Origin of the sequence: Paraburkholderia sp. EG286A, assembly GCF_040965375.1 — a bacterium.
Classification (GTDB): Bacteria; Pseudomonadota; Gammaproteobacteria; order Burkholderiales; family Burkholderiaceae; genus Paraburkholderia.
In genome coordinates this window covers 130,504-143,571 of record NZ_JBFRCB010000003.1, presented here as the reverse complement: position 1 = coordinate 143,571, position 13,068 = coordinate 130,504, and the positions used below count along the sequence as shown (strand labels likewise).

The window sequence follows — 13,068 nt, the reverse complement described above, 5'->3', positions numbered from 1 at the left end:
GGCAGTTGCATTGCGTTTGCAGACCTGGCTTTGCGAAGTCGTTTCCGCCGTATCGATTTCTCTTATCGGCGACCGGGTCTGCAAGCCGGTCTGCCGGCCTCCCGCCGTGCAACGATGAATCGCGCCAAGCCTTGTCCCGCTTGGCGCTGCGCGGCTCACCGCGAGTCACGGTCTTGCGTTGCGCGCGCTTTCTTGTCCGCGGAGCGCCTCTTGCCTGCCGTTAACCCGATGTAGTTTTCCGTAAGCCCCGTTTCTATCTTGGCGAAAAACATTTCGTGCAGTACGACAGGAGGAGACGGCGATGAGCGGCAATGCAAGCGTAGGTGAGGGTGGGTATCAAGGGACGAGAGCGGCAATCGACGGCAAGCCGACGCTCGGCGCAATCTTGCGCGCCGGCATAGCCGGCGGCTTGACGGGCGCGGTGATCATCTGGATTTACGAGGCGCTCATCTGGGTCGGCGCCCAGCATCTCATGCCGCTTGCGGGCATTCCCCGCAACGCGACCGGCCTCGTGTTCGGCAAGGGCGTACAGGACTCGCTCGGCATCTGGGCGTATTTCCTCGGCACTGCCATCCATTTCTTCTTCGCCATTGCGTGGGGCGTACTGTTCGCCGCGATCTGGCCGTATTTCCGCCGCCGCGGCTACGAGGCCACGTTCGTCGCGCTCTTTTACGCGATCCTGGCCTGGATCGTCATGCATGTGGCGATCAGCATCGCGTCAGACAACCATCCCAATTACTACGACCCGGTCGTCATCATCGGCGGTTTCATGTCGCACTTTTGCTTCACTGTGCCGCTCGCCCTCGTGGTGAAGCGCATGCTCGCGACCGACCGCACAAGCTGACGCCTTCAGCGTCAGCACCAATCTATCAAGAAGTCAACAACAGGGGAAAGTGACGATGTCGTTAAATAGAGGATTCCTTAGCTTGTCGGTGATTGCTGCGGCAGTCATCGCCAGCACGCCGGCAATGGCGCAATCGTCGGTGACGCTCTATGGCGTGCTCGACGTGTTCGCCGGCTACCAGAACACGAAAGTCGACGGCAAGACCACGTCGCTCGCCGTGCTCGGCAATAACGGCTTGATGACGAGCCGGTGGGGCTTGCGCGGCACGGAGGACATAGGCGGCGGATACCGCGTGAACTTCGCGCTGGAGAGCGGCTTCGATCCGGGTACGGGCAAGCTGCAGAACAGCTACCGGTTCTTCGATCGCCAGGCGTGGGTCGGTGTGGGCGGCGGCTTCGGCGAGGTGCGCTTCGGCCGCCAGAACACGCCGATGTTCGCCTGGAGCGGCAATATGGACGCCTTCAGCGCGGCGACCTACGCCTCGGGCTACAACAACTTTGCGAACTGGCTGGCGCGCGTCGACAACGACATTGCGTGGATTTCGCCGAAGTTCGTGGGGACCCAGGTCGAACTGCATTATTCGGTGGGCGGCCAGCCGGGCACGCTCGCGGGCAATGCCGTGTATCAGGCCGGCGTGCAGACCACCCAGGGCCCGGTTTATCTCGCGCTTGCCTATTTGAACGCGGCGAATGCGACAGCCTCCAACCGTGTGCAGGAATTCATGGCGGGCGGCAATCTCGACTACGGGTGGGGGCGCATCTACGTCGGCTATTTCCGCGCCAACGACGTCATTTCCGCGACCACCGGCAATGCGCTCAGCAACCCGGCCGGCAAATACGACCCGACAGTCGGGCCGGTTGGCAATACAGCAGGCGACTGGCACAGCACGTATTCGCTTTCGGCCGACTACCGCTTCACGCCGTTCTTCAGCGTGGGCGCCGGCGCCGCCTACACCAAGGACAGCACGCATCTCGGCAACGACGCCCTGCAATATGGGGCGATCGTCAACTACGATCTTTCGAAAGGGACGCGGCTATACGGCACGATTTCCGAATTGAAGAACTACGGCACCGCGCAGTTCAAGATGGCGGGCGCCAGCATTACGACGGGTTCGTTCCTGACGCCGGGACCCGGTCAGAGCGAATTCGGCGTGCAGGTCGGCATCCGCCATCTGTTCTAGTATTTGAGCGAGCACAAGAAATCTCATGCTTAACGCATGAACCTCCACGCCATCACTTCGTAGCCGTCGGACCTTGGACTACGATCATGAATGCAAGGGCGAAGTCGTCGCTATTTCGGATCCGTTCTCGGCGGCTCACCGCGTATCGAAATAAGCAAACCTTGCAGGGGAAGACGGACTCGCCGCGCGCCCGCTGACCGAAAGGAGGGCGCCCGGCGAGCCGGCGTATTTCCGGTTGTCGATGGAGGAACCATGAAAGCACTGGTTTACAACGGTCCGGGCAAGTTCGCACTCGAAACGCGGCCAATGCCCGCCTTGCAGGAACCCGGCGACGCCGTCGTCAAGATCTCGAAGACGACGATCTGCGGCACCGATCTCCACATTCTCAAGGGCGACGTGCCGAGTTGCGAGCCGGGCCGCATTCTCGGCCACGAAGGCGTGGGCGTCGTCCACGAGATCGGCAGCGGCGTCTCGACGCTGAAAGTCGGAGATCACGTGCTCGTCTCGTGCATCTCGAGCTGCGGACAGTGCGAGTACTGCCGGCGAGGCATGTATTCGCACTGCAAGACGGGCGGCTGGATACTCGGCAATCGCATCGACGGCACGCAGGCCGAATACGTGCGTACGCCGCACGCGCAAACGAGTCTGTACCGGATTCCCGACGGCCTCGACGAGGCCGCGCTCGTGATGCTCTCGGACATCCTGCCGACGGGCTTCGAATGCGGCGTGCTCAACGGCAAGGTCGAACCCGGCAGCACGGTGGCCATCGTCGGCTCCGGGCCAATCGGGCTGGCCGCGCTCCTGACTGCGCAGTTTTATTCGCCCGCGCAGATCATCATGATCGATATGGACCCCAACCGTCTGGAATGCGCGAAGAAATTCGGCGCGACGGCGTGCATCGATCCGCGCGCAGGCGACGCCGTCGATGCGGTGATGAAGCTCACGGATGGCGTGGGCGTCGATTGCGCGATGGAGGCCGTTGGCGTGCCTGCGACGTTCGAACTGTGCCAGCAGATCGTGGCGCCGGGCGGCGTGATTGCGAACATCGGTGTGCACGGCGTGCCGGCTTCGCTTTTCCTCGACAAGCTGTGGGATCGCAACGTGGCGATCACGACGCGTCTTGTCGACACAGTGAGCACGCCCATGCTGCTCAAGACCGTGCGCGCCGGACGGATCGATCCGAACCGGCTGATCACGCATCGGTTTTCGTTCGAAGACATGCCCAAGGCGTATGAGACGTTCTCGCAGGCGGCCAGCACGCAGGCGCTGAAGGTGATTGTCGAGATGTGATGCGGTCGATACGGATGTTTGCGAACATCATAAAAACTGCGATAATTTATCTTATGTTAAATAAGAAAAATCCACGGGCGGCGCCACCTGGCAAGTCTTCCCGCCCGTCGGCACCCCGGTCCCGATAGCCCGCAATCATCGGGACCGATTCCCAGCGCCGCCCGGTCACTGAACCTCCTCGAACGAAGGCCTCACGACAGCAGCCGGCTCCAGTTCGATTCGCTTCGCACCGGGTTTCGGATGCAACGCGAATGTCGATGCGACGAACGATGGCGACAGATTCCAGTGGTATGTCACTTCATGGCGCGGCCTCGAAGGCTGGGTCGTATCGGTGACGACCAAATGGCACGGCAGCGGCCGCCGTCCCTGTTCGATCCACATCTCCCAGTCGGCGCCACGCTGCTGAAACGCGTAATGCGTGCACCAGCGCGTATCGACCTTCTCGACGCCGAGCACCTGCGCCGCCGTAATTGCCGCGTTGTCGTCCTTGCCGTTGCCCCAATAGAAAAGCTCCGCGAGCGGCGCTTCGATACGCCAGCTATTCGCGAGTTCGCGTACGAGGCCATCGAGCGTCGGTGGCGCGTCATTGCGCGTGTAAAAGCCCTTCTTTTCGTTGAAGGTCATGAACTCGCGGCCGTCATAGACCAGTCCACGCACGTTGCCGTTGCCCGTGATCTCGGCGCGTAGCCGGTCGGGCCGCTTGACCTTGAGCACCGTATGACGCAGCAGCGCGGCGTTCTGGCCGTTGTCGAGCACGACGTCGGTCGACGTGTCCGCGTTGACCTCGAGCCGGCGTATCGTGTGCAGATAAGCGCCCATGGCATTGAGCGCGTCGAGCGCCTGCGGATCGACGGCGGGTTGCGGCGCGTTCGCGGCGGCGGTTCCCTCGCCGTTGTCGAGATCGGTGAGCGGCGATGGCACATTCGATTGCGCCTGCGTGTACCCCTCGCTCTGCGGATGCGCACAGCCGGAGAGCGCGATAGCGGCGCAGAGCGACAAGGCGAGCGTTGCAGGAACGCCTCCGGAAAAGACTTTCTTTTTCAAGACGACTCCTGACTGAGCATCCGAATAAAACGACGGCCTTGTAGCACTCGGCATGCCCAGCGGCGCTCTGTGAGGCGCACCCTGCACGTCCCACTCAGTAAAAGCCCTGGTCGGTTGGCTCACCGCCTCGCAGTATCATCGAGCCATATTTTTAGAACGACGTTCTATCAGATAGAACGAAGAGACACGCAAACGAAGCGTTCAGGAGATTCCAATGTCCAGCTTGCCAATCGGAGCGACACACGCGTCGCTCCGGGACCACGCCGCCGCGCCCGTCAGTGCGGCCGAGATCAACGCGCGCATTGACCGTCTGCCGGCCACGCGCACCATCTGGACGCTCGTGCTCCTGCTTTCGCTGGGCGGCTGGTTCGAGTTCTACGATCTGTTTTTCACGGCCTATGTCGGGCCGGGCCTCGTGAAAAGCGGCCTCTACTCGACCACCACGGCTTCGTTCTTCGGCTTCTCGGGTCTCGGCGCCTTCGTGGCGGCGTCGTTCGCGGGGCTCTTCATCGGCACGTTCTGCCTGACCAGGCTTGCCGACCGCTATGGCCGCCGCACGCTGTTCACCGCCTCCCTGCTCTGGTATTCGGTTGCGACCTGCATCATGGCGCTGCAGACGAGCGCGCCCGGCATCAACCTGTGGCGCCTCATCGCGGGCATTGGCGTGGGCGTCGAACTCGTCACCATCGACACCTACGTGAGCGAACTCGTGCCCAAGCACATGCGCGGCCGCGCATTCGCGTTCGTGCATCTGGTGCAGTACACGGCCGTGCCGGCTGTCGCGTTGCTCGCATGGTGGTTCGTGCCGCGCGCGCCGCTCGGCTTCGACGGCTGGCGCTGGGTCGTCATGTTCGGCGCGTTCGGCGCGCTCATCGCCTGGGCGATCCGCCGCCGCGTGCCCGAGAGCGCGCGCTGGCTCGCGCAGCGCGGCCGCACCGAGGAAGCCGCGCGCATTCTCGCAAGGCTCGAAGCGAAGATCGAGGCGCAGCACGGACGCGTGCTGCCCGCGCCTGTCGTCGAATCGGCCAGCACGCAAACGCTCGCCAAGGCGCGCTTCGCCGAGATCTGGCAGCCGCCTTACCGCCGCCGCACGATCACCCTGCTCGTCTTCAATCTGTTTCAGGCCATTGGCTTCTACGGCTTCGCCTCGTGGGTGCCGACGCTGCTCGTTTCCAAGGGCGTCACGGTCACGCACAGCCTGCTCTACTCGTTCGTGATCGCCGCGTCGAATCCGTTCGGCCCGCTGCTCGGCATGGCGATAGCCGACCGCATCGAGCGCAAGACGCTCGTCGTGCTCTCCGCGCTCGCCATCGCCGTCTGCGGCACGCTGTTCGCCATGCAAACCTCGGCCGGCATGCTCATGTTCCTCGGCGTGCTCATCACGCTGGGCGGCACGCTGCTCTCGGTTGGCTACCACGCGTACCAGGTCGAGCTGTTCCCCACGCGCATGCGCGCCACCGCCGTTGGCTTCGTTTACTCGATGTCGCGCCTCTCCGCGATGTTCTCTGGCTTCATGATCGCGTTCGCCCTGCGCCACTTCGGTGTGCCAGGCGTTTTCGCGCTGATCACGGGCGCGATGATCGTGGTGATGGCGGCCATCGGCATCTTCGGGCCGCGCACGAAGAATCGCGCGCTCGACGACATCTCCCGCTAATTTATTCAATACGAGGCTGTCACCATGCTCCCGTTAGCCGGCGTGCGCGTCCTGGATCTGTCGAATGTGCTCGCGGGTCCGTTCTGCGCCTATCAACTCGCGCTCTTCGGCGCCGAAGTCACCAAGGTCGAGCATCCTGAAGGCGGCGATCTTGCTCGGCGCCTCGGGGCCGACAAGGACGCCGCGGCGCGCAATATGGGCGCGTCGTTCGTGGCCGTGAATGCGGGCAAGCGCTCGATCACGCTGAACCTGAAAGACCCGCGCGGCAAGGCCATTTTGCTCGATCTGGTACGCCACGCCGACGTCCTCGTCGAAAACTTCCGCCCCGGCGTGATGGACCGCCTCGAACTCGGCTACGATCAGTTATCCAAAGTGAATCCGGCGCTGGTCTACTGTGCGATTTCCGGTTTCGGCGACGAAGGCGAGCTGTCGCGCCGCCCGGCGTACGACCAGATCATTCAGGGCATGTCCGGCGTGATGAGCGTGACGGGCGACGCGCACAGCGCGCCGCTGCGCGTAGGCTATCCCGTCTCCGATACGGTGGGTGGCCTCACCGCCGCGTTCGGCATTTGCGCGGCGCTCGTCGACGCGCGCACGAGCGGCCGCGGGCGGCGTCTCGACGTTTCGATGCTCGAAGCCACGCTCGCGACCATGGGCTGGGTCGTGTCGAACTACCTGAACGCCGGGGTCGAGCCCGCACCGATGGGCAACGAGAATTTCACGGCCGCACCCTCGGGCACCTTCCGCACCAGCGCGGGCCTGCTCAATATCGCGGCAAACGAAACGCGCCAGTTCGAAAGCCTGTGCGAGGTGATCGGCCGCCCCGACCTGCCGCGCGACGAGCGTTTTGCCGCGCGCCATTCGCGCAAGCAGTACCGCGAAGCGCTCAAGGCCGAGATCGAAGCCGCGCTCGCCGCGGACAGCGCGGCGAACTGGGAAACGCGCCTGCTCGAGCGCGGCGTGCCCGTGGGCCGCGTGCTCTCGGTGCCCGAAATCCTCGCGCATCCGCATCTGGCCGAACGGCGCTTCATCCGCGAGTTCGAACCGGCACAGGGCGAAGCCGCGCAACGCGTGACGCGCGCGGGCCTGCGGCTCGCCGATGCCGACGCCGCGCCCGCCACGCCCGCCCCGGCCCTCGGCGCCCACACGCGCGAAACGCTCGCACAACTCGGCTACGAAGCCGCCCAAATCGACGCCCTCCACCATGACGGAGTGATCTGACCATGCCGACCACGAACACGACCACGCCCGATCTCGCCGCCCTTTGCGCCGACTACTGGAGCACCTCGATCATCGACATCCATCCGGGCTCCATCAAGGTGCGCGGCTATCCGATCCAGGAGCTGATCGGCAACGTGAGTTTCCCGCAGATGATCTGGCTGATGCTGCGCGGCGAACTGCCCGGCGACGAAGAGGCCACGCTGCTCGAAGCGGCGCTCGTGGCCTCGGTCGATCACGGGCCACACGCGCCTTCGATCGCGATCTCGCGCATGGCCACGAGCTGCGGCTTGCCGATCAACGGCGCAATGGCCTCGGCGCTCAACGCACTCGACGACGTGCACGGCGGCGCCGGCCAGCAGGCGGTCGAACTCTATGCCGACATCGCCGCGCGCATCGTGGCTGGCGCCCCATTCGAAGCGGCGGTCGAAGCCGGCGTAGACGAGTTCATCGCTCATCACGGCAAGTATCTGCCGGGCTTCGGCCATCGCTTTCATCCGGTCGATCCGCGCGCCGGACGGCTGCTCGCGCTCGTCGATGCCCGTGTGGCGTCGGGCACCATCAAGGGCCGCTATGCCGCAATTGCGCGCGGCATCGAAGCCTTGCTGAAAAAGCGCAAGGACCGGCCCGTGCCGATGAACATCGACGGCGTAACCGCCGTGATTTACGCCGAACTGGGCTTTGCGCCCGAACTGGCGCGCGGCGTGTTCTGCCTCTCGCGCGCCGTGGGCATCCTCGCGCATGCGTGGGAGCAGCGCGGACGCGGCGAGCGTAACAAAGGGCCCATGCCGCGCCAGATTCCGTTTGCCTATACCGGCGCGCCGGAGCGACATCTGGAGCAGTCCTGATCAACGCGCCGTGAAAGCGAGCGCGTGCAAACGGCGTCTCGCGTCCGCAGTGTTTGCGCTAGCCGCCCGTGGCTTCAGGCGTCCTGGCGTGCGCGTGCAGCGTGCGCACGCTGGGCGGCGCGCAGCGCGCGCGAGTCGCCGCCGAGCGCGTCGGTAGCGCGTATCGCGCATTCGAACAGCGCGTCGAGATGGCGCTCGACGAACGCCGCGTCGATACGCGAACTCGGCCCGGCGAGCGTGAGCACGCCACGCAAGGTGTCGTGAACGCCGAACACAGGCATGGAAACGCCGGCGGTTTCGCGGTCGCGCTCGCCGATCGAGATGCAGTAGAAGTCGTGGCGAATGGTCTCGAACGGCTCGCCCGGCTCGCCGCCGAATGCCAGCAGCGCGCGGCCGCCAGATCCGCTTTCGAGCGGCAGCACGTCGCCCTCGCGCACATGATGGCGCACCACATGATGCGAATCGACGCGATGCAGGCACACGCGCACCGCGTTGTCGCGCACGTAGAACGAAACGCTCTCCCCGCTCGCAGCGGCCAGTTCGCGCATGAGCGGCAGCAGAATGTCGCCCATGTTGAGGCTACGCTGATAGAGCGCGCCCAGCGCGAACGTGGCGGGGCCGAGCTGGTAGCGGCCGTCGTCGAGGCGCAGCAGCAGGCGATGCTGAATCAGAGCGCCGGCCAGCCGCAGCAACGTGCTTTTATAGAGCCCCGTGCGCGCCGCGAGTTCGGCGAGCGTGAGCGCGCTGTCTCCCGGTCGAAACGCGAACAGGATGGCACACGCGCGGTCGATGACAGCGACGCCTTCTTCTTTCTTGACCGTACCAGCCGGGTCTTGCGCGGGCATGAATGGAAAACGTGGGGATTGGGAATGCGTTCGATTTTACGCGACTTGCCGCCTCACGGGTGTGGCTCCCCACCCTCACCTTCGCCTCCACCGCCATTGCTCGATGCACGCGACGCGCGCTTTACTTCGCCCGTACCACCGAATCGCGCATCGTCACGCTCACGGGGAACGTGCGCTCGATCGGCCACTGCGTGCCGTAGCACTGGTTGATGAGCCAGCGCACCGCATTGCGCGTGAGCTCCGCGGTGGGAATGTGCACCGAGGTCAGCGCGGGCGCCATGTAGGCTGCCGAATAATCGTCGTCGTAGCCGATCACCGAAACGTCGTGGGGCACGCGCAAGCCTGCCTGCTGCAGGCGCGCGAGCGCACTCATGGCCATCGTATCGTTCGCGCAGAACAGCCCGGTGAAGCGGTGTTTGCGTTCGAGAAGCGTCCCGGCCGCCACATAGCCGCCTTCGGGCGAAAAGTCTGAGACGATATGCGGCACGGTCCGGCGCTCGATGCCGTGACGCGCCAGCTCGGCGAAAAATCCATGCAGACGCGCCGCATTGTCCGACGACGTGGACGGGCCGCCGATCACCGCAAGCTCGCGATGGCCGTGCTCAATGAGCGTGCGGGCAGCCATCTCGCCGCCGTGAAAGTGATCGGCGCAAAACGATGCTTCGGGTAACTGATCGAATGAGCGGTTCAGGAAGGCCATGCGCGGGTGCATGGCGTGCAGCATCTGCAGGTCGTCGTCGTAGAGGTCGTGGCTGATGACAACCACGCCGTCGCAATCGCGGCCGATCAGGAAGCGCACGGCCTCGATCGCCTGCTCGCGCGGCGAAGCTTCGCCGCAACCGGTGGCCACCACCACATGGCGCCGTACGGCGCGCAGCTGCGTATCGGTTTCCTTCAGGATGGTGCCGTAGTACGAGCCGAAAAACGTCGGCACGAAGATACCGATGATGCCGAGCGACTTCGTGGCCATCGCGCGGCCGATGGACGAAGGCCGGAAATTGAGCTGCTCGATCGCGGCCTGCACACGCGCGGCAGCCTCCGCCGACACCGGACCGTTGCCCGATATCGCCCGCGAAGCTGTCGAAAGGCCCACGCCGGCCAGCGCCGCCACGTCTTTCAGGGTCGCCACGTTCCTGGTCTCTCTGTCTTTATCGGTTGTATGCATCAAATGCGTGCGCCGGTTTCTTCGTCGAACAGCGAAACATGCGCACCGTCGATGGAGAACGGCACCGCCGCCCCACTCGCCAGCGGCGTCTTGTCCTGATCGATCGACGCGATCTGCCCTCCCTGATGCTCGATCCACAGGACACGATGATTGCCCATGGGCTCCACGAGCGTCAAGCGGCCTTCCCACGACGCTTCGTGCGGGCGCACTGCGCCACCTGCGCGCACGTCTTCCGGACGCACGCCGAGCACGCAGGGGCGCGTCGGATCCGGCGTGCCCTTGAACGCGTAAGCCGACACATCCACGTCGAGGCTCGGCCCGCGAAAGCGCAGCCGGCCTTCGTCGGCTTCGAGCCGGCCACGCAGCAGGTTCATCGGCGGCGCGCCGAGGAAGGTCGCGACGAACAGGTTTTCGGGGCGCGCGTAGACTTCGGCCGGCGTGCCGAACTGCTGGATCGCCCCGCCCTTCATCACCGCCATGCGCGTGGCGAGCGTCATCGCCTCGACCTGGTCGTGCGTCACGTAGATCATCGTCGCGCCGAGTTGCTGGTGCAGCTGCTTCAGTTCGCGGCGCAATTCGGTGCGCAGCTTGGCGTCGAGGTTGGAGAGCGGCTCGTCGAACAGGAACACGTCCGCCTCGCGCACGAGTGCACGCCCGATCGCCACGCGCTGGCGCTGGCCGCCCGAGAGCTGCGCGGGTTTGCGCGCAAGCAGCGGCCCGAGCTGCAGCATGTCGGCGGCGCGCTTCACGCGGCGGTCGATTTCCGCCTTCGGTGTGCCATTGATCCGCAGTGCGAACGAGAGATTGCGCTCCACGTTCATGGTCGGATAGAGCGCGTACGACTGGAACACGAGCGCGACGCCCCGATCCTTCGGGTCGGCCCATGTCATGTCCTCGCCGCCGATCTCGATGCTGCCGTCGGTCACGTCGACGAGGCCCGCGATGCTGTGCAGCAAGGTGGATTTGCCGCAGCCCGATGGCCCGAGCAGCACGACGAACTCGCCTGCGCGCACATCGAGATCGAGTTCGTCGATCACCGTGTTCGCGCCGAGGTCGATGCGCAGATTGCGTACGGAAACGTTCGTGAGATTGCCCATGGCCTGCTCCTAGCCTTTCACCGCGCCCGAGGCGATGCCGCGCACGAACCAGCGCCCCGAAATGAAGTAGATCGCGAGCGGCACGGCCGACGTGAGGATCGTCGCGGCCATGTTGACGTTGTAGATACGCTCGCCGGTCGTCGTGTTGATGATGTTGTTCAGCTGCACCGTCATCGGCAGGTTTTTCGTGCCCGCGAACACGAGGCCAAGAACGTAGTCGTTCCAGATGCCGGTGACCTGCATGATGATCGCCACGACGATGATCGGCACCGACATCGGCAGCATGAGCTGCACGAAGATGCGCCAGAACCCGCCGCCGTCGATGCGCGCGGCCTTGAACAGCTCCTGCGGCAACGACGCATAGTAGTTGCGGAACAGGAGTGTCATGACCGGCATGCCGAAGATCGTGTGTATCACGACGATGCCCGGCAGCGAGCTGAACAGATGCACGAAGGCCAGCACGCGCACGAGCGGGTACACCATCACCTGCACGGGAATGAACGCGCCCGCGAGCAGAATGCCGAACAGCACGCCTGCGCCGCGCGGCCGCCAGAACGACAGCGCGTAGCCATTCACGGCGCCTACGGCAATGGAGATAACCGTGCTCGGCACGACGATGCGCACCGAATTCCAGAAGCCCACGCGAATGCCGCCGCAGTCGAGTCCCGTGCACGCGGAGGACCACGCGTCGCGCCACGGCGCGAGCGTGAAATGCACCGGCAGCGCGAGCAGATGACCGAGGCGGATCTCGGTCATCGGCTTGACCGAAGTCACCAGCATCACATAGAGCGGCAGCAGGAAGAACAGCGCCGCCGTGAACAGAAACGCATACACGCCAACCCGTGCGGGCGTGAAGCGGCTGCGCGGCTTGCGTCGCTTTTGCGCCGCACGTGCGGAAGCGGGCGCGGGACGCAGCGAATCGGCCAAAGGCGTGCTCATGCCCGGTCTCCTTTGAGCGCCGCGCGGCTGCGCGCGTAGAAGAATGGCGCAAGAATCGCGAGGACGGTAGCGAGCAGCACGATCGACGCGGCCGAAGCGAGCCCGATGTTCGCGCGATTGAACAGGTAATCCATGATGAATTTCGCGGGTACCTCGCTCGCGGTGCCGGGGCCGCCCTGGGTCATCGCGACCACGGCGTCGTAGAGCTTCACGACCATCACGAAGAGCAGCACGAATGCCGTGGAAAGCGAGGTCTTGAGCATCGGCACGACGATGCTCGCGTACACGCGCCAGCGCGGAATGCCGTCGAGGCGCGCGGCCTTCCATATCTCGTCGTCGATGCCGCGCAGGCCCGCGAGCATCAGCGCCATCACGAGGCCCGAGGCCTGCCACACCGTGGCGATCACGAGCGTGTAGATCGCGAAGCGCTGCGTGACGATCCAGTCAAAGCGCGCGTGCTCGAAGCCCAAGTGCCGCAGCACGGCCTGCACGCCGAGTTCGGGGTTGAGGATCCACTGCCAGACGAGGCCCGTTGCGACGAACGACATCGCATAGGGATAGAGAAACACCGTGCGCAGCGCGCCTTCCGCCACGACGCGCTGGTCGATGAAGATCGCGAGCAGCAGCCCGATCACGAGGCATGCCGCGATGAAGCACACGCCGTAGATCACGAGATTCTGCAGCGACAGGATCCAGCGGTCGTTCTGGAAGAGCCGCACGTACTGCGTCACGCCCGCGAAGGTGTTGGTGGGCAGCGAGCGCGAGAGGCTGAGCGAGACGCGCGCCGTCCACAACATGGTGCCGAGATACGCGAACAGGACCGTCGCCGCCATCGGCGCGAGCGCGATCCAGGCGGCGAGCGAGAGCCGCCGCCGCGCGGGGCGCGCGCTGCGCACTTGCCCCGCTTGGCGTTTGGCCGGGTGCAGCTTGGCGGCGTACATGGT

12 protein-coding genes are annotated in these 13,068 nt (G+C 64.9%); 6 read left to right on the top strand and 6 right to left on the bottom strand.

From position 1 onward, the window contains the following. The first annotated feature begins 301 nt into the window (after positions 1–301). The 3 genes from AB4Y35_RS13375 to AB4Y35_RS13365 all read left to right on the top strand — a co-directional run bounded on the left by AB4Y35_RS13375 (position 302) and on the right by AB4Y35_RS13365 (position 3,314). Positions 302–844 (top strand): hypothetical protein, encoded by a 543-nt coding sequence (locus AB4Y35_RS13375; RefSeq protein WP_368686039.1) that lies wholly within the window; start codon positions 302–304, stop codon positions 842–844. Between the two features lie 88 nt (positions 845–932). Further along, complete coding sequence (locus AB4Y35_RS13370) at positions 933–2,024, top strand: porin (RefSeq protein WP_368705398.1); 1,092 nt, start codon at positions 933–935, stop codon at positions 2,022–2,024. Between the two features lie 252 nt (positions 2,025–2,276). Next, positions 2,277–3,314 carry a zinc-dependent alcohol dehydrogenase family protein gene (locus AB4Y35_RS13365; RefSeq protein ID WP_368704743.1) on the top strand — a complete coding sequence of 346 codons (1,038 nt, stop codon included), beginning with the start codon at positions 2,277–2,279 and terminating at the stop codon, positions 3,312–3,314. 165 nt (positions 3,315–3,479) lie between these two features. Here AB4Y35_RS13365 and AB4Y35_RS13360 read toward each other — a convergent pair whose 3' ends face one another. Then, positions 3,480–4,358, bottom strand: a complete 879-nt coding sequence (locus tag AB4Y35_RS13360) for a DUF2092 domain-containing protein (RefSeq protein WP_368704742.1) — start codon at positions 4,356–4,358, stop codon at positions 3,480–3,482. A 214-nt stretch (positions 4,359–4,572) separates the two neighbouring features. Here AB4Y35_RS13360 and AB4Y35_RS13355 point away from each other — a divergent pair, with 214 nt between their 5' ends. From AB4Y35_RS13355 to AB4Y35_RS13345, 3 genes are read left to right on the top strand one after another with little or no spacing between them, the layout of a single operon-like run. Then, a complete protein-coding gene (locus tag AB4Y35_RS13355) occupies positions 4,573–6,012 on the top strand; it encodes an MFS transporter (protein ID WP_368704741.1) in 1,440 nt (479 codons plus the stop codon). Between the two features lie 24 nt (positions 6,013–6,036). Beyond that, positions 6,037–7,233: a CaiB/BaiF CoA transferase family protein gene (locus AB4Y35_RS13350; RefSeq protein WP_368704740.1), complete on the top strand. Its 1,197-nt coding sequence runs from the start codon at positions 6,037–6,039 to the stop codon at positions 7,231–7,233. 2 nt (positions 7,234–7,235) lie between these two features. Then, the gene (locus AB4Y35_RS13345) at positions 7,236–8,078 is read left to right on the top strand and encodes a citryl-CoA lyase (RefSeq protein ID WP_368704739.1); all 843 of its coding nucleotides are present in this window, start codon (positions 7,236–7,238) and stop codon (positions 8,076–8,078) included. A gap of 74 nt (positions 8,079–8,152) precedes the next feature. On the opposite strand, the gene AB4Y35_RS13340 is transcribed toward AB4Y35_RS13345, so the two are convergent. The 5 genes from AB4Y35_RS13340 to AB4Y35_RS13320 form a co-directional block, all read right to left on the bottom strand. Further along, a complete protein-coding gene (locus AB4Y35_RS13340) occupies positions 8,153–8,923 on the bottom strand; it encodes an IclR family transcriptional regulator (RefSeq protein ID WP_368686045.1) in 771 nt (256 codons plus the stop codon). A gap of 121 nt (positions 8,924–9,044) precedes the next feature. After that, positions 9,045–10,052 (bottom strand): substrate-binding domain-containing protein, encoded by a 1,008-nt coding sequence (locus AB4Y35_RS13335; protein ID WP_368686046.1) that lies wholly within the window; start codon positions 10,050–10,052, stop codon positions 9,045–9,047. Between the two features lie 35 nt (positions 10,053–10,087). After that, on the bottom strand, positions 10,088–11,185 hold the full coding sequence (locus AB4Y35_RS13330) for an ABC transporter ATP-binding protein (protein ID WP_368704738.1): 1,098 nt from the start codon (positions 11,183–11,185) through the stop codon (positions 10,088–10,090). 9 nt (positions 11,186–11,194) lie between these two features. Then, positions 11,195–12,124, bottom strand: a complete 930-nt coding sequence (locus AB4Y35_RS13325) for a carbohydrate ABC transporter permease (RefSeq protein WP_368704737.1) — start codon at positions 12,122–12,124, stop codon at positions 11,195–11,197. Further along, entirely contained in the window at positions 12,121–13,065 is a 945-nt protein-coding gene (locus AB4Y35_RS13320) for a carbohydrate ABC transporter permease (protein WP_368704736.1), read from the bottom strand. The genes AB4Y35_RS13325 and AB4Y35_RS13320 overlap by 4 nt, the downstream gene beginning before the upstream one ends. Positions 13,066–13,068: the final 3 nt, after the last annotated feature.